Below are 18,125 nucleotides of genomic sequence, written 5' to 3'. Positions count from 1 at the left end.
CGAGTCCTGTTTGTTACATATATTAGGTGGTTCCTCGGACTAGCCGAAGTTCATCTAAAGATACATTGTGATTTAGTTTTTAATCGAGTAGCTAATCAGTTGTTCAGATAGAACCTTCATTCGCTCGCCTGTGTCATTGAGCTTCTCAATGACATCTGTGAAGGAGGATACAAGCGTCGCTTGTTCCTGTGAAGAGGCAGCGATCTGGGACACTTCAACTTCCATCTGTTTGATCGCCTGTTGTACATCTCGCAGACTGGTATCGATATCACTTGTGGCTTGTTTGGCATCCACAGAAAGCTTCCGTACTTCGGATGCAACCACACCGAAGCCGGCACCTGCTTCACCAACACGGGCAGCTTCAATGGCGGCATTCAGGCCAAGCAAGTTCGTTTGTTCGGAGATTTCGCGAATGAATCCGGCTACCTTGTTGATTTGGGAAGAATTCTGAACAGCAAGTCGTGTGTTTTCCAGAATCTGCTCACTGGTGGCTTGCAACTCTTCGGCATGACCGGCAACGTGCTGCACCATTTCAACCAGGTTCCCATTGATGGTTTGATTTTCTTGCATAATCTCTTCAAGTTGATTCTGATTGGATTGGTCGTAAGATACACAGAAAACAGCAACAACTTTCTGGTTATCATCAAAGATCGGAATGTTCAAAATATCCAGTTCGATACCATAAACTTCCTTGGAGAGAGTAGCGAGAGTAGCTTCTCTTCCATTTTTTAAGATGGCAAAGTTTTGATACGATTCCAAGAGTGGCATTCCTTTTTCAAAACCAAGATCAAACTTGTCTGTGGTAATGACTTCCAATACTTTCTCGTGATCATATACCGTTAAGCTTGCGGGTTCTCTAAGAATCTGAGTGATATAAGGCATGACTTTAAGCAGTGCATCTACAACGTTCATGGAATAGGACCATCCTTTCAATATATGAATAAATTATTTTAACGGTCTATGGAATGACTCTATCTATCATCGGATAGAAATGGCTTTTCGTGAACGGCTTTCTGTTAAAAGAATGAACATTTTATGATTAAATTTTAAAATATTTCCCATCTAAAATGATTTATTGGATATAAGTGTTAGTTGTAACTATTTTTATATCAAGATATTTGTACGGATGTATATCAAATATAGGACATGTGTCCTTTTGTTTGCATTAAATAGAGCAACGGAGGGAAGTCGAAATGAAAGAAATCATGGACTTTGGACTTGTGCGTCAGCTCGCACGTGAGAATGGGTTGGACCAGGTGTTGGACGAGCCTGCACTCGCAGAATTAAGACTGCTGGAGGCTGCTAAAGGCGAATTGATCTGTGCCAAAGGTGAGCGGCCTGAACGATTGTATTTTCTTGTACAGGGAAAGCTCAAGATCTATACCACACTGTCTAACGGCAAGTCTCTGTTGCTCCGTTTCAGTACGCCATTAGCGCTCGTCGGTGATCTGGAGCTGGTTAATGGCAAGGAGGCCAAGAATACGGTAGAGTCTGTGAGCAACAGTCTGCTGCTTGGTATTAGCTATCGCTCTCTCCAGAATACGTATGCGGAAAACCCTAAATTCCTCCACTTCATGCTCAGTCAAGTTACGCACAAGTTGTACACCTTCTCCAACCTGTCCAGTCTGAATATGCTGTATCCGGTAGAGAGCAGATTTGCAAGCTACCTGTTGTCTACAATGGACCCAAACGAGTCCTCCTCGGAAGAGATTCAGACCTCCAAACTGACAGAACTGGCGGATATGCTGGGTACCAGCTACAGACATCTCAACAGAGTCATTTACGAGCTATGTAATCGAAATATTATTCGTAAAGTGCAGCGGAAGCTTGTGATCTGTGATCTGGAGCAGCTGCGCGCCATCGCGGGAGGCAATATATATGAGTGATGGTTATAAAATAAAGGCCAATTTGGCGTATCTATACGACATGACACGACATAATAAAATACAATAAAACACAACCAAGAGCACCCTCCGGGGAAAAAAGAGGGTGCTCTTGGTTCACCGCGCTTTAAGCGAATTAGATATCTCCGCGTTGCTCAAACAATTGAGCGATCTCTACAATGACACGAGTTGCCTTAACCATATTGTCTACCGATACATATTCGAATTTGCCATGGTAGTTCTCTCCGCCAGTAAAGATATTCGGTGTTGGCATGCCCATATAGGAAAGCTGGGAACCGTCTGTGCCTCCCCGGATGGGGCGAATTACCGGTTCGATGTCCAGTCGGGTCATGGCTTCATGGGCAATGTCTACGATTTGGCGTACCGGTTCGATTTTCTCACGCATGTTATAGTACTGGTCATTCAACTCTACAGTGATGCTTTTCTCTCCGTATTTGATCTTCAGTTCGTTTGCGATATTCAGCAGATTCGTTTTGCGAGCTTCAAACTTCTCCCGGTCAAAATCACGAATAATGTAGCTCATTTTCGTCAGCTCAACATCACCCTCCATGGACAACAGATGGTAGAACCCATCATAACCTTCCGTGAATTCAGGAGCTTCCTCTGCAGGCAGACGTCGATTCAATTCCATCGCAATTTTCAGAGAGTTCACCATTTTATCCTTCGCTGTTCCGGGATGCACATTGGTGCCTCGTACTGTAATTTTGGCGGCAGCTGCGTTAAAGCTCTCGTATTCCAGTTCGCCAAGGGGTCCGCCGTCGACCGTGTAAGCATATTTGGCTCCAAAAGCAGCTACGTCAAACTTGTGCGGTCCACGGCCAATCTCTTCATCCGGGGTAAAAGCAACCCGAATCTTACCGTGTTTCACTTCCGGGTGCTCAATCAGATAGGCCATTGCCGTCATAATCTCGGCAATGCCAGCTTTATTGTCTGCCCCAAGCAGCGTTGTGCCGTCCGTTGTAATCAAGGTGTGGCCTTTATATTCGTGGAGTTCCGGGAAATCCTTGTTGGACAGCACAACGTCCAGTTCCGAATTCAGAACAATGTCACCACCGTCATAGTTATCGATAACCTGTGGATTAACATCTTTACCTGTAAAGTCAGTCGCTGTATCAAGGTGAGCCAGGAACCCAATCACGGGAACATCCTTGTCGGTATTGGACGGCAATGTAGCCATAACATAACCGTTCTCATCCATTGTTACTTCCTGCAGACCAATAGATTTACATTCTTCCACGAGTAGTTTGCCCAATTTCAGCTGGCCGGATGTGGAAGGGCATGTCTCACTATTTTCATCGGATTGGGTGTCCATCTGAACATAAGTACTCAATCTTTGAATTAATATATCTTTCATCTATAATCTCTCCTTAGCTTGGTTTTACTTCTTTTGGGGTATAGTATTCTTGCGAATCTCTATGGTTATCATATCATGTTTTGCAGTCATTTCCAGAATGGAGCAGAACCGATATGTGAGGATGACTAGGTATCAAAAAGGGCTCTAGGCACCAAAATGTACGTACTTGCATTTCCATACGTCAGGTTCATAATAATCAGTGAAGAAAGGATGTGTTCAAGACATGCCATTTATCACCGTTAAAGTACTGGAAGGCAAGACGACGGAGCAGAAACGTCAGTTGATTGAACGTATGACCCAAGTGGCTTGTGAGACACTGGATGTTGATCCGAGCAAGGTCTTTATTTTCATTGAGGACCTGGAGAAGGACAATTACGGCAAGAATGGGAAGATGTTTTCGGACTTGGACCAATAAGCAAGGCTTTATATATATCATGATCAAGGAACAGGAGATGTAGCATAAATGACTGAGCAATTATTTTCCCCCTATCAATTTAAGAATTTGCAATTAAATAACCGTGTCGTCATGGCACCCATGTGCCAATATTCCGTGACGGCAAAGGATGGCATTCCGAACGATTGGCATCAGGTTCACTATGTGAGCCGTGCGGTTGGAGGCACAGGACTGATTGTGATCGAGATGACGGATGTGGACCCAGATGGACGCATTACGGACAATGACTTGGGAATATGGTCAGATGAGCACATACCTGCCTTCACCAAACTGGTCGATGGAATGCATGCTTACGGCTCCAAAGTAGCTATTCAAATTGCACATGCGGGACGGAAAGCAGAAGATGCAGAGCAACCCGTTGCCCCATCCGTGGTCACATTCCCGGGAGAAAAGTACAAGGAGCCTCGTGCTTTGAGTACAGAAGAGGTAGAAGCCATGGTGCAGAAATTCGCAGACGGTGTTCGCCGCGCAGTACAGGCGGGAGTGGATGCCATTGAGCTGCATGGTGCACACGGTTACCTTATTCACCAGTTCCATTCTCCACTGATGAACCAGCGCGAGGATGTATATGGGCAGGATCTGTCCCGTTTTGGAGTTGAAGTCATTCGTGCTGTGAAAAAGGAAATGCCGGAAGGCATGCCGCTCGTTTTGCGGATTTCAGCTGTAGAATACGCAGATGATGGATATGACATCGAGCATGGAATTCATATCTCCCGTGCCTACCAGGACGCAGGTGTGGACATGTTCCATATCAGTTCAGGCGGTGAAGGTCCTTCCGGACAACGGAAACCTGGCAACTATCCAGGTTATCAATTGCCATTTGCCCGCCGTTTCCGTGAAGAACTGAACGTTCCTGTCATCGCAGTGGGAATGCTGGAGGATGCAGCTCTGGCTCAAGCGGTTATTGGCAACGGGGATGCGGATCTGGTTGCGGTTGGTAGAGGCATGCTGCGCGATCCATACTGGGCGAACCATGCGGCTCTGGAGCTGGGTGTCAGCAAGGATCAAGCCGCCATTGCGGAGCAATATTCTCGTGGATACTAATTTGCTCTAAATTATATTTACACTTGCCACTCCGATGACAGAATAACCTTCCGATCGCTGTTATCCCCAGATTTTTCGATTCACTTTTTCAAAGGTGAAAATCTGAGGATAAAGGCGAAGTGTATGCTTTCGATGTAGCTTTCTTGCAGAAAGCTTGTAGCTCCGCTTCTTCAAGATATTTCTGTCCTCTGCGTTTTCGTGTAAATGTTAGTGCAAATTTTATATAGTAAAAAAGGCCGCAGCATGGGTTAAACCTTATGCTGTGGCCTGATTTGTATAGAGAGAAGTATATACGTCCAATTATGGATGACTAGGCTCTTCGAGTTGCCTCATAGACGAATTTTTGATTCGACTGTGTAGGTGGCTGATCCGGGGTGAAGTCGGCGTACACTTTGATATCGGAGAATCCAATGTGTTCGAGAATCAGGCGTAACTCTTCTATGCCGTACCAACGCAGGGTAAGTTGTTGCATCTCGGTCGCAACAAGAGCGCCCTGATGCCATTGTTCATAGCGAATTAAACTCACTTTGTACTGGTAAAGAAGGTTCACTTCAATGGTTTTCACTTCTACAGTGATCGTATCACCATCGGGTAATGAAACGGTTGATGTTTCTACCATAGAGGGCTGTGTCACATCGGGCAGAAACACATCAAATACGAGCTTGCCTCCAGGCTCCAGATGTCGAAATAGATTACGCAATGCGTTAATCGATGCCTGTCTGCCTTGGATGAGGAGCAGAGAACCTCCGGGAGTGATAATTGTTTCGTATCGATACGGAAGATCAAGCTTCTCCAGATCGGCAACGAACAACTCAGGCATGGGCAATGCCCGCTCCTTGCAACGAGAACGGCAGGAGTCAATCATATCTGCTGAGTAATCAATGCCATCTACTTTCAGCCCGGCTTCAAGCAACGGGATGAGCACTCGGCCAGAACCAGACATGGCTTCAAGGATACGTCCTTTGCCGCCTTGAAGGTAATGGCGATAGAATTCAATGTCTCCTCCCAAGGAGTGTCACACGGGTTTCGTTAGATCATAAACGGCGGTGCATAATGGACCGTAATAACGGAATGACATGGTATAGGTATCCCCCACATGTAAATGTATTAAAATGAAAACGTGGAAGGGAAGTCATTAAGATTATCCCTTCCGGCAACGGTTGGAATTGGATTTTTCAGAGCAGACTATCATAGGAATCACGCACCTTTTATGTAATATGTTCCAACTATATATTATACGAACCAATTTGACATCTATCTTCAAAACTCAAACAATGAATGATATATATCCAAGGAGGCGATACGAGTGGAATCATCATCAAGTGCATTACCGGATATCCGGCAGGAACTTTTGCTTCATGCACCTGCAGAGAAAGTGTGGGAGATGGTCTCGACAGCGCAAGGACTGGGAACCTGGTTCATGCCAGGGAATCTGGAAGCCGTAGAAGGTCATGAATTTATATTGGAAGCAGGACCCTTTGGTCAATCGCCTTGTCAAGTGACGGAGGTCCTTCCGCTACAGAAGTTATCATTTCGATGGGGGAAAGACTGGACTTTGACGTTCCAATTGCTTGAACAGCCGGGGGGAACGGATTTCACACTAATTCACAGCGGTTGGGATGCGGATGAACTCACTGAGTTTGGACAGGCTCACGCGATGGTCCGCGAACGTATGGAACAGGGATGGGCAGGGATTGTTCAAAAGCTTGCCCAAGTTGTTAAATAAAAGATTTCCATATAAGCTTCTTCATTCAATCAACCCCAAGCCATTTTGCCCGTTCATTTGGGTGGAAATCGGTCTGGGGTTCTTTGGTGTACCATGATCTGGTAGAACGAGACAGAAAACCTTCAAATTATAATGAAGTTTGACCGATTATGATACGGAAACTATTTCCGAGCGTACCAGAAACGTGTAACATGAATTATAGGGATAAATCGACAAAATTAGACGTCTCCCGCCATTGTGGATGGAAGGAATACATAGATGAGAAAACACTGGATTATGCTAACGATCAGTTTCATATGCATTGTCATTATTCCACTGGGCTGGATTGCCCAGACGTTAATTAGTGAGCGGAGTAACCCCCAAGCTGCGGATGGAAGCATTAATCTGACTCAATGGGACTTTGATCGGAAGGGTGCTGCGTCTCTAAGCGGTGTCTGGGATTTCTACCCTGGGCAGTTGCTGAGTCCTGCAGATATTGAAGCAAGTGTATCCGGTCGCAAGCCATTGCCAGTTTCGTCTGGCACTTATGTTCCGGCCCGATGGAACAAATCTCTGGGGCAAGCCCATGGGTATGGAACCTATCATTTGCAAGTGCAGCTTACACCCCGGACGATGAAAAACGATTATGGTATACGCACGCAGAATATACGTATGGCCCACAGGGTATTTATCGATGGCAAAGAGATCGGTGGCAAAGGCCAGCCAGGAATCACCCGTGATACGGATGTGCAACTAAATCTGCCCTTTACGGGATTCACGTCCATTGAGGGCGACAAGGCTGATATTATCATTCAGGTATCGAACTATAGTTACTCGTCTGGAGGCATTGTAGCGCCTATTTTGTTTGGAGACGAGCATAGCATCCTGAAGAGCCAGCAACAGGATTGGCTCAAGGATCTCATGGCCTTGTTCGGCTTTATCTTGCCAGCTGCCTTTTTCTTGCTTCTATTCAGGCTGAGGCGTACGGAGAAGGAGCTCCGTTTTCTTGGATTGTTCAGCCTTTCCGGTGCGTTGTACGCCCTGACACATGGGGAGAAGTTACTGGGAACGTTTGTACCATTCCTGACCAATAATGAGATTCTGAGGCTTCAGCTTCTCAGTGCAGCGTTTGCCTATTATTTTTTACTTCGGTATATGGATGCTCGTGTACCGGGAGCGGTTCATCAGTGGTTTGTTCGTTTGGCTGTAGTGCTGATCATTGCACAGACCATTGTGGGCCTAACGCTTCCTCCGACGCTTTTCTCGTCACTTGAGATTCCTATGCTGCTGATCTCGCTTGTTGTCATGTTCTACGCACTGCGAGCCATGTTCTATTGGTTAAAAGGACGACCAAATGATAGCCACTTTGCACTGGTGAGCATGATGAGCATACTCATGGTTGTTGTGTTACACACACTTGGTGCGTTCACTACCATAGAGACAGCATTCTTCGCGCTGATTGAACTTTTATTATTTGTATTTGCCCAGATGATTGTGACCGCAATTCGCTTTGCCCAATCCTTCCGTGACGTGGAAGCCCTGTCGGAACGTTTGCTTGCCATTGACAGTCTCAAGGATGAATTCATGGCGAATACGTCTCATGAGCTGCGAACTCCCCTGCACGGCATCATTAATATTGCGCAATCGATGCTGGAAGGGGCGGCTGGAGCGGTCACACCCAAGCAAGCCAAAAATCTGTCCATGATTACTTCAACCGGAAAGCGGCTGTCGCTGCTGGTTAACGATATTTTGGATTTTTCCAAACTGAAAAATAGTGAGATCGAGTTGAAACGAGTAGCTGTCGATCTGGAATCGGTTGCCCGTACTGTAGTGGAAGTTTCGGGTTTTACATTTGAGGACAAGCCGGTATTACTGATTCAGCAATGGCCCCAGTCGTTGCCGCTCGTTGAGGCAGATGAAGATCGCCTCCGGCAGATTCTGTATAACCTGCTGGGTAACGCCTATAAGTATACCGAACAAGGTGAGATTCGTTTGTATGCCAGTGTCGATGGGGATTGGGTAAAGGTATCAGTTGCTGATACGGGGGTAGGCATTGCCCTGGACAAACAAGAAAATATCTTTCAGGCATATGAGCAGAGTAACGGAACCGTGGAGCGAGTGAATGATGGTACCGGACTCGGTCTGAGTATCACACGAAAGCTCGTTGAGCTTGGCGGAGGTGAGATCTGGGTTGAATCGCAGCCGGGACAAGGCTCGACCTTCCATTTCACCCTGCCCGTTATGAAGTTGCCCCTGCTGGAGGCCCATTCGAAACCAGCTGCCGCCCGATATGTTGATGCACAGGGTGCAGGGGCGAAGGAACTTGTGACAAGAGAATCCGATGAGCCGGATGATCTTCCGGAAGGGGAGCACACGATTCTAATTGTAGACGATGACCCCGTGAATCGACAGGTATTACTTAACCTGTTGTCAACAGAACGTTATCGTGTGATCGCAGCGGACAGTGGATCCACCGCATTGAAACTACGCGAAGAATTCCCTTCGATTGACCTTGTCATAACAGACTGGATGATGCCCAAAATGTCCGGACTTGAGTTATGCCGCAAGCTGCGCGAGCACAGTTCCTTGTCAGAGTTACCGATTCTGATGCTGACCGCTCGCGGGTTGCCTGAGGATATCAAACACGGATTCCAGGCGGGAGCCAATGACTTCCTGAGCAAACCGGTGGATGCCGGAGAATTGCGTGCCAGGGTTCGGACGTTAATTGAGATGCGGAGTTCCGTGCAGGAGGCTATTCGGACTGAGATGGCCTTTTTGCAGGCCCAGATCAAGCCACACTTCCTATACAATGCACTCAATGTCATTATTGCGACCTGTGCAGTGAATCCGGACAAGGCAACCGATCTGCTGATTGAATTGAGTCATTACCTGCGTGGAAGCTTTGACTTCCAGAACAGGGAACAGCTTGTTCCTTTGACCAAAGAGCTGGAATTGGTGGAATCTTACGTGCATCTGGAACAGGCCAGATTTGAGGAAAGACTCGTGGTCGAGTATGAGGTGGAACCAGGCATACAGCTCTATCTGCCACCTCTCAGTATTCAACCGCTTGTGGAGAATGCCATTCGCCATGGCGTGATGGAGCGGGCAGCTGGCGGGACAGTTCATCTTCGCATCTTCAAAGAGAGTGAACACGTGGTCATTCAAGTTCAGGATGATGGCGTGGGTATCCCTCCTGAGCGTATGGCTCAGGTGAAGGCTGGACGAACTGAAGGCCCGGGAGGTGTCGGTCTGCAAAATATAAATCGTCGACTGATGTCTATCTATGGTCAGGGGCTGGAGATTCATAGCCATGTGGGTAAAGGTACGCAGATACGATTCCGTATCCCTGTACAACAGGTAGATTATTCCAAATAATGTGCCGAGTGAAGCAATTATGGTTAACAGACTAATAAGCGGATGCCGACGAAAAATCGGTATTCCTATTGAATCTTTCATGGCAGGAGGCAAAAAGAACGGTGAGAGCCATTGTGATTGATGATGAGAAGCCGGCGCAACTTCATCTGGAGCGCCTACTACGAACGGACGGGCGGATTACACCCGTGCAATGTTTTTCAACAGCCCGTGATGGTCTTCATTTTCTGGCAAACGAACGTGTGGATGTTGTATTTTTGGACATCGGAATGCCGGAAATGAATGGCCTGGAGGCGGCTGAATATATACAGCAACTGGATCAGAGTATTCGTATTATCTTTGTTACGGCTTACGCGGATCATGCGGTCGAGGCATTCGAGCTGCATGCACTGGATTATGTACTTAAACCGGTAAGCTCCTTACGATTGGCCAAAACCATTGATCGGGTGGCTGGCATGATGTCGCACACTTCCCAGGTTGCTGCCACCGCTGAGGTACAGGAATCGGAACCTGTGTCAGTAGAACTGGATACAGAAGTTCCGGGCCTGCTTACGTTCAAACATCTGGATATCTACAGAAGTCTGGATCAGGGTGCCGAGAAACACAAATGGCGCACCACCAAATCGCAGGAATTGTTTGCTTTTTTGTTTCATCACAGGGATGAGTGGGTAAGCAAGGAGATTCTACTGGATAAGCTGTGGGGCGATGTTCCCCAGGAAAAGGGATTAACTCATCTACATACGTCCGTGTACCAGATTCGAAAGCTGCTTAGGGAATGGAACATGACAGGCAAGCTGGAGTACAATATGAACCGCTATCGTCTGTTATCAGGCAATCTGGTGAGTGATGTGGAACAATTCGAGAAGGCTATGGCCTACAACGTCATCACATCAGATAATGTCGATGACCTGAGGCATATGATTCCCCTCTATCGTGCCGATTATCTGGAAGAGCATGACTATCACTGGGCGCAGGGGAAAGCAAGGGAACTCAGACGAAAGTACACCGGGCTGGTTATGAATATCGCGAGATGGGACATGGAGCATGGTCGTGGCAAAGAAGCAATCGAGCAATTAACGGAATTGCTGGAACGGGAACCGTATTCTGAAGAGATCTGCCGACTCATGATGGAAGTGTATGCATCCATGGATGATCAGCAAGGCATACTTCGTTTATATCATTCATTCACATTGACACTGAATGAGGATCTGGGACATCAGCCGGAGCAGGAAACGAGCAGGTTATATCAGAACCTGACGAAGAAATAAACGTGAGTTCAGGTAGGAGGGTGAGGCATGAAGCTATTCATACACCGTAAAGACTTGCGTACAGATGATCTGGCCGCATTCGATTATTTACGGGAACACGAAGAAGAGAGCGTACATGTACTCATCTACGATCCATTTCTCCTGCGGCAAGGGCGAGAGAAGGAACACAGCGGTGTGAATTTTAGGCAGCATGCGGCGAAACTAAGCAGGCAGTATCTTGAAGCCAAACGAAAACTGCATGTTGCTTATGGCAAACCGGCTGAAGTGGTTGATTTCATCTTAAATGAATTCAAAGGTGATATCGATGAGATTGTGGTCCACCGGGACATGACGCCATATGCAATGGAGCGGGACAGAGCCATACGCAAGGTAAGTGAGGCGCACGATGTTCTGTTCACGCAACTGACGGATCATCTACTGATGGATCTGAATGGATTTGCACATTTTACAGGCAAGTCGGAGCCGTATAAAGTATTTGCGGCTTTCCATCGGCGGTGGGTGGAATTCATGAATGAACATCCCAACCCTCCTTCGGCAACAACGGTTGCAGAGTTGAAGGTGAGTGATCGCCAGATTGAATGGCCGGATGCGATGAGTGTACCTTCAGAGTTGCTGGAGTTCAGTGGTTCGGATGATGAGGACCCGCATCTGCTGCTGGACCAATTTTTGTCGGATCGAATGGCTGAATACGGTGATCATCGGGATGAATATGAGGCCTACGAACCAAGCCATCTCAGTTCTTACGTGGCAGTGGGGGCGGTATCCATTCGCAAGATGTATGATGCAGCGAGCCGGACGGCAGAGGCGGGGGAATGGATCAGGCAGCTGTGCTTTCGCGACTTCTACCTGTATCGGGCAGTCTATGAGAGTCACTATTTTACATATGAAAAGGTGTACGATCTCTCGGCCCTCCATGACGGTCACTTCGAACGTTGGTGCAGGGCCGAGACAGGCATTCCGATTATTGATGCAGCGATGACGGAGCTGAATGAGACTGGACATATGCCGAACCGTTTGCGCATTCTAACGGCGATGTTCCTTACCAAAAACCTTCAATGCCCGTTCACTTTGGGTGAAGCCTATTTCAGACGCAAGCTGCGTGATTATGACAATATTCAGAACCGCGGTAACTGGTTGTGGTGTGCCTCGCTTGGTGAGAATGCAGCACCGTATTTCCGGGTGAACAATCCAGTAACACAATCCGAGAAATATGATCCGCAAGGCGATTATATTCGCAGATGGTTGCCTGAACTGAAGGATCTTCACAGCAAGGACATCCATCAGCCGCGCAAGGAGGCCATTGTCGATCTGAAGGCATCAAGGCAGGCAGCTATTGACGTGTACAAACAGATTCTGGCGAGTCGTCAGAAGTAGGTTCAGTTTAGGACGGATTCATGCTAAACCCAAATTTACCATTCTCAACCGGTTGAACCAAAAATCATTGGTTGGAAGCAGGATGTTGCACAGACCGCGTACTCGCGGTCTTTTTTACATATATAGACATGAAAATACTGTGAAATATGATGAAAATTTAGGAATTGTTAAGAAAATGGACTACCCATCTTAAGCATTATGGCTTTTAATAGATAGAGAGCTTTATCGTATTAAGTCATATCTGACATATTGACGAACACATGAAGGAGAAACGTTAACATGAGTGAAACACTGAAAAGAGAGCGAATTCCGGAGCTGAATCTGGTACGTGCCATGGCGATTATCGGCGTACTGAGTGTGCATTCCACTTCTTACGCGACGGTGGACATGACCGGTTCGGGCTATTATTGGCTGTACAACTTTATTAATATCTTTATGAAATATGGTACGCCAACCTTTATTTTTATGAGCAGTTTCGTACTGTTCTATAACTATTATTCCCGTCCGCTGGACAAGAAACTTGTAAGTAACTTTTACAAAAAAAGATTTGTGTATATTTTGCTTCCGTATTTCCTGTTCTCATTGATGTATTTTGTTATCCTGCATTTCACGCATTATCAGGGCCGACCGTTCGGCGAATCTGCTGTAAGTTTCATTACGAAATTGTTTACGGGTAAGGCCTATACGCATCTGTACTTTGTGTTTATTAACATGCAATTCTATCTGTTATTCCCATTGGTGTTGTGGCTACTCAAGAAGTATCCTTCCGTGGTGAAATGGTCTGTACCGATTGGATTATTGATTCAATGGGCATTCATCGTAAGTAATAAATATGGGTTCCAGGTACCCAATAAGGGAAGCTGGGCGTTCTCTTACTTTTCCTATTTTATGCTTGGGGCATTTATCGGGGTGTACTTTCCTAAAATTAAGCAATGGTTCGTTATCAGTCGGGCCAATGCAACCAAAGGGCGCGTAGCTTCATGGATTCTGCTCTGGGCGGTGTGGATCATTGCCGGACTGGGCCATGTGTACATCTATTATCAGCTGCGTCTGAAGATCGCAACGTATAACACACTGTGGTATGAATTTTTCTGGAATGTGCATACCTTCGCTTGTGCGCTGGTACTCATCCAGATCTCTTATCTGCTCTACCGTAAAGGGCCGTCGCTGATCGTGAAGCCGCTGAACCGGCTTGGGGCACTATCCTTTGGAATCTATCTGATCCATCCATTCTTCCTGTTGGTGTATCGGAATTATCCACCGCAAACAGGAGTGTCTTGGTTAGTGCATCTGTGGTATGCCGGAGGATTCGGTGTAGCTCTGATCGCTTCGTGGATCGTTGTTGGATTGACAGCAAGGTTCGTTCCATATGCATGGGTGATCTTTGGCAATCTGCCAAAACCGAAACCACGTCTCGCGCCACAACAGAACTCGGGACAATTGGACGTACGTTAAGATACATTTCCAATTAGAGGAATAATAAACCGTTTCTTGGTCGACCTTAGGGGAGAGCAGGAAGCGGTTTTTTTGGTCTATTCATATGAGTGTAATGTCGGGAACGGGTGTTTCTTTATCATGTACGAGGGGTAATCATAAGGCGGAACGAAACTTTCTAAGAACAGGATTAAGGTGAGTATAATGACAACATGTGATAAATGCGGGAGACCGATGCAAGATATATTGGAATATGTGGAACACATTCTTCACGAATGCAGTGAACAGGCACGGGAGTACAATTCGAAAGATTATCAGGCTTATGGCCATGAGGGTGTTCACGAGCAGATGTGATACAATAGAAAGAAACCGGATTCATTCGGAACCGAGGTGACAACATGGAGACGGGGCCAGCCCCTTTCCGGCAAGGAAAGACGGAACAAGAAGCGCGATTGACCAAGACATGTATGTATTGCGGACAACAGCGGCCTATGTCCGAATTCCGGCGCAGAACCGGGAAGCGGGCAGGCCCCGGAGCCAGACGGGGAGCCTGTCGCAGCTGTCGCCAGCTCGGTGGACAGGCTGATCACGATGCCGGTTCAAGCGTGAGCGGGCAAACGAATGAACGGATCGGGCGTCCACGGGATGGCTTGGAGACCCGTGTGGTTACTGACAGGCCGTCTGCCTCAGCGAAGAATGAACGAGAGCGGGCTGCTCATGTGAAGCAGGGATCTGCTTCCACGACTGAGACGGAGAGACGTATGGATTCATTGCCATTGGCAGAGTCATCTTCAGTTAAGGATGGACATCCCGAACATGCTGACTTGATGACTTCTTCAGGTACTTCTTCCTCGGGCAACCGGAAGAAGAGGAGAAGACGCCGGAAGAGCAAACGTGCAGAGATTCTCACCGGCAATGAGCAACCGGAGACGAGCTTAGAGCGTGATGGCTCGGCAGATGAGGTCTTGGTTAATCCACAGCCACGTGAGCGCTGGCGTGGGGAAGAAGGGCATTCGCAGGGCCATACTGCTGCGAATGAAAAGGGCACTGCACAGCGGGCAAGCGCGCGAGCTGCCGCTGCAGTGCAGGCCGCCGAGCAGACCGCGGCGGCCCAAGCTCTGCTGCCGGCTGAGCCGCAAGGCCCGGCAGCAGAGCCCATGGCTGCGGATCAACAGACCGCAGCCAAACGCAAGCGCAAGCGGCGCCGCAAGCGTGCTGCCGCGCTCGCGCCCGGCGCAGGGCAGGCCCGCAGCGTAGCTGCTGAGGCCCATGCGCCGGCTCTGAGCGACCGTGGCGATGCCACCACGGTCGCTGCACCTACGGCGGCTGAGGCACAGCCTGCCGCCACCGCGTGCGAGCCTAGGCAAGCGCCGGAAGCTGCTGCGGAGGCAGGGCCTCCTGCGCCCGTGCGCCAGCCTGGCTCGCCAGGGTCCAAGCCGCGCCAAGCGCGCAAGGAGCGTGCGCCCAAGGCGAACGCCGAAGATGCTGCCCGTGGTACAACCGGGCAGCGCCCCGCGCATTCCAGCCGCAGTCACGCAGCTGGAATGGACGGCCGTCCCCGCCGCCAGACACCAGCGGCCCCGGTGGCCATCGACCCGGAAGATCCGGCTTCGCTCCGGACCAACCGGCAAGGTATGGTACGGATGCGAGGTAAGACGGATAAGGGCAGACGATGGCATCAGGAAGTGGACATGGAGCTTGCGGTCACGCTGGTCAAGGAAAAAGCTGCTGTGGTGGTCAATCGGTACACGATTCGCCGATTGTTCAGCAATAAGGATTTCAAGCGGTATATTCTGACCCGGGATCACTACACCTGTTACTTCTGTGGTTCGTATGGAGATACGATTGACCATCTGCTGCCGCGTGCCAAAGGTGGACATACCACCCCGCTCAACTGTGTCTGTGCCTGTAATCTGTGCAACCAGTCCAAAGCAGCCATGGATGCCGAAGAGTTCATGCGTTCAGGCATTCCGGAATGGAATGCTGCACATCAGGCAGAATTAATTGAACTCGCAATGCAGGAAGCACAGCTGGAATAAATGAATACGATACCCCAACAAAGTGTGAGTAGGGGTTCTTATAATAAGAGCACACCAAGACCGAAAAAGGTCGCGGTGTGCTTTTTTGGTTTTGGTGGGAAGTAAGTTTGCAGTGCAATAATTTCTTCAAATTGACAACGGTGTTCATCGAAGATGTACGTTATACTGGGAGGACGTTAGTTAGGATGTGTCTCAGCATTAGTTTGAATGATCAAGTTTCGTGTGGAATAACCAAACTGGAAAGTAGACTTTATAGATTGGATGGATGCAGATGACCCCGGTAGCATTGGACATTATGTCATATATCACGGAAGAAAATATTCGTTTCTGGCTGGAGAAGTTTCGCTCTTTGGGCCCGTTACCGGGAATTTTGCTTACGTTTATGAAATCATTTGTGCCGCCACTGCCAACGCTATTAATTGTGGGCGTGAACGGTGCAGTATACGGTCTGTGGGCAGGTTTTTTATATTCATGGATCGGCATGGTTCTCGGTTGTACCGTTACGTTTCTGATTGTAAGGGAGATCGGGAAATCCGCTTTTGTGGAACGATGGGCACGCAAACCCCGTGTGCAGCGCAGCATGGTATGGATTCGGAGGAACGCGTTCGGTTATGTCTTTCTGCTGAGCATCTTCCCGGTAGGTCCATTCGTCATTATTAATGTGGCGGCAGGTATCGCGCGAATGCGGTTGTTATCCTTCCTGCTGGCAGTGGGCTGTGGTAAAGCGATCATGATCTTCTCTGTTACGTATATTGGTTCCAATGTGGAACAATTTCTAGAGCACCCTGTACGCTGGGTAGGCGTATTGCTGTTCATTGCAGTATCCCTGTGGGCAAGCCGCAAACTGGAGCGACACTTTACCCGTTCATCGTCAGATGGTGAAGATCTACATGATTTGAATCAACCCTCTGGAAAATCGATTTCCTCCTAGTTTTGGGGTAAAGTGGTACATTTGTTGTTGTGGTGTTTATGAATTACGCGGAGATAAAACCTTTTAAAGGGGGATCCAGTATGATTGAAAATGTCTTTGATTTTGATAAAGAATTATATCGCATGAATGAAGAAGAGCTTCGTTCATTATTGCGTATGCTCTATCTTAGGGCGGACATGGCAGTCAGTCATCAGACAGAAGAAGAACTTTCAGTTCATTTTGCAGTGAGTGTACAGCGGATTTTTGAGGGGTTAGACGAAGAAAGGAAGAGGAAGCAAGCTGAGCAGCAATTACTTGATACACAGAAGCCGCGTGAAATTCATATAGCGATTGGTGAATCGCCGTTGGGTAGCATTAAGGTTGCCATGGGTAGCATTCCTGGACGCTTGGAGCGGCGTTTTTATTCTATGAATGACTACTATGCGATTGGCCCATTGGGAGATCTTACTGATAAGATAGTTCTACAACGTAGACACCTCTGGTTGCTGGAGCGGCTTTATTTGAGTGAACACGGAAGTTACGCTATCAAAGGCGTAGATGAACTGATTCAATTAAATACCGTGATGAGTTCCATCGATGAAGAGACCAGAATAACCATCTGGTATGCTAATAACGCTCATGAGAAAACAGGTCTTCTGCATGCTATGCATTTGCTGCGTAACAGGAAGAGTTCAATTTACTTGATCGAGACAAGTGGACTGTATCAGGAGTTATTCCATAACCCTGATATCGAGTATGATGTTTGGAGAACAGGAGAGATTGTATCTGAGAAGTTGTTAGCCATGTGGAATCACTGTGCAAATGCAGAGCCGGTGTCTTCAGAAGAACGTAAGCAGATGGAGCAAGAGTGGGATCATCTCTCTAAACAACCAGGCCATCTGCGAATAATGAAGGATAGTAAGATTCATAGCGTGTCCGAGGATGGAATTGATGATTTCATTATGCAAAAGGTGAGAGATCTTACGTTAACCAGACAATCTGATGAATTTATAATATGTGCCCGTGTTGTAGGTGAAGTACTTGGATATTTAGAACAAACTGTGGGAGACGCATTTATTGAATATCGAATACGTCAACTTGTACTGCAGGGACGACTGGAGATGGAAGGCAGGCCACATGCGATGAGGTACTACAGTATCCGACTTGCGAGTACGGAGCGGAACTAAAAGTTGCTGGCGTGCGATAGATTAAAGACATATAGACTGTACTCCGGCATGATTCTCCTACTTGTCCGGTGAACAGTCTA

General features: G+C 47.7%; 12 protein-coding genes and 2 pseudogenes. 11 read left to right on the top strand and 3 right to left on the bottom strand.

The window, feature by feature from the left end; all coding sequences use genetic code 11:
• Positions 1 to 72 precede the first annotated feature (72 nt).
• Entirely contained in the window at positions 73 to 912 is an 840-nt protein-coding gene (locus WFI24_RS18025) for a methyl-accepting chemotaxis protein (RefSeq protein WP_336762988.1), read from the bottom strand.
• Positions 913 to 1,193: 281 nt separating this feature from the next.
• On the opposite strand from WFI24_RS18025, the gene WFI24_RS18020 reads away from it, so the two are divergent.
• The gene (locus WFI24_RS18020; RefSeq protein ID WP_336762986.1) at positions 1,194 to 1,886 is read left to right on the top strand and encodes a Crp/Fnr family transcriptional regulator; all 693 of its coding nucleotides are present in this window, start codon (positions 1,194 to 1,196) and stop codon (positions 1,884 to 1,886) included.
• 133 nt (positions 1,887 to 2,019) lie between these two features.
• Here WFI24_RS18020 and pepT read toward each other — a convergent pair whose 3' ends face one another.
• Entirely contained in the window at positions 2,020 to 3,258 is a 1,239-nt protein-coding gene (pepT, locus tag WFI24_RS18015; protein WP_336762984.1) for a peptidase T, read from the bottom strand.
• A gap of 223 nt (positions 3,259 to 3,481) precedes the next feature.
• Here pepT and WFI24_RS18010 point away from each other — a divergent pair, with 223 nt between their 5' ends.
• Both WFI24_RS18010 and WFI24_RS18005 read left to right on the top strand, forming a co-directional pair.
• Positions 3,482 to 3,673: a tautomerase family protein gene (locus WFI24_RS18010; protein WP_336762983.1), complete on the top strand. Its 192-nt coding sequence runs from the start codon at positions 3,482 to 3,484 to the stop codon at positions 3,671 to 3,673.
• Positions 3,674 to 3,721: 48 nt separating this feature from the next.
• Positions 3,722 to 4,756 (top strand): NADH:flavin oxidoreductase/NADH oxidase, encoded by a 1,035-nt coding sequence (locus WFI24_RS18005; protein ID WP_336762982.1) that lies wholly within the window; start codon positions 3,722 to 3,724, stop codon positions 4,754 to 4,756.
• 310 nt (positions 4,757 to 5,066) lie between these two features.
• On the opposite strand, the pseudogene WFI24_RS18000 reads toward WFI24_RS18005, so the two are convergent.
• A pseudogene (locus tag WFI24_RS18000) lies at positions 5,067 to 5,834 on the bottom strand (class I SAM-dependent methyltransferase).
• 228 nt (positions 5,835 to 6,062) lie between these two features.
• Here WFI24_RS18000 and WFI24_RS17995 point away from each other — a divergent pair.
• From WFI24_RS17995 to WFI24_RS17960, 8 genes and pseudogenes are all read left to right on the top strand, one after another.
• Positions 6,063 to 6,482, top strand: coding sequence for an SRPBCC family protein (locus WFI24_RS17995; RefSeq protein WP_336762980.1), 420 nt, complete (start codon positions 6,063 to 6,065; stop codon positions 6,480 to 6,482).
• A 258-nt stretch (positions 6,483 to 6,740) separates the two neighbouring features.
• A complete protein-coding gene (locus WFI24_RS17990) occupies positions 6,741 to 9,836 on the top strand; it encodes a hybrid sensor histidine kinase/response regulator (protein ID WP_336762978.1) in 3,096 nt (1,031 codons plus the stop codon).
• 101 nt (positions 9,837 to 9,937) lie between these two features.
• Complete coding sequence (locus WFI24_RS17985; RefSeq protein WP_336762976.1) at positions 9,938 to 11,101, top strand: response regulator; 1,164 nt, start codon at positions 9,938 to 9,940, stop codon at positions 11,099 to 11,101.
• Between the two features lie 27 nt (positions 11,102 to 11,128).
• Positions 11,129 to 12,475 (top strand): cryptochrome/photolyase family protein, encoded by a 1,347-nt coding sequence (locus WFI24_RS17980; protein ID WP_336762975.1) that lies wholly within the window; start codon positions 11,129 to 11,131, stop codon positions 12,473 to 12,475.
• A 279-nt stretch (positions 12,476 to 12,754) separates the two neighbouring features.
• The gene (locus tag WFI24_RS17975) at positions 12,755 to 13,930 is read left to right on the top strand and encodes an acyltransferase (protein ID WP_336762973.1); all 1,176 of its coding nucleotides are present in this window, start codon (positions 12,755 to 12,757) and stop codon (positions 13,928 to 13,930) included.
• A gap of 1,580 nt (positions 13,931 to 15,510) precedes the next feature.
• Positions 15,511 to 15,948, top strand: a pseudogene (locus WFI24_RS17970) (HNH endonuclease); the annotation flags it as partial.
• 271 nt (positions 15,949 to 16,219) lie between these two features.
• On the top strand, positions 16,220 to 16,879 hold the full coding sequence (locus WFI24_RS17965; protein ID WP_336762972.1) for a TVP38/TMEM64 family protein: 660 nt from the start codon (positions 16,220 to 16,222) through the stop codon (positions 16,877 to 16,879).
• Between the two features lie 80 nt (positions 16,880 to 16,959).
• On the top strand, positions 16,960 to 18,045 hold the full coding sequence (locus WFI24_RS17960; protein ID WP_336762969.1) for a DUF1835 domain-containing protein: 1,086 nt from the start codon (positions 16,960 to 16,962) through the stop codon (positions 18,043 to 18,045).
• The last annotated feature ends 80 nt before the right edge of the window (positions 18,046 to 18,125 follow it).

Origin of the sequence: Paenibacillus sp. USHLN196 (assembly GCF_037144955.1) — a bacterium.
Classification (GTDB): domain Bacteria; phylum Bacillota; class Bacilli; order Paenibacillales; family Paenibacillaceae; genus Paenibacillus; species Paenibacillus xylanexedens_C.
This window is presented reverse-complemented; position numbering and strand designations above follow the sequence as displayed.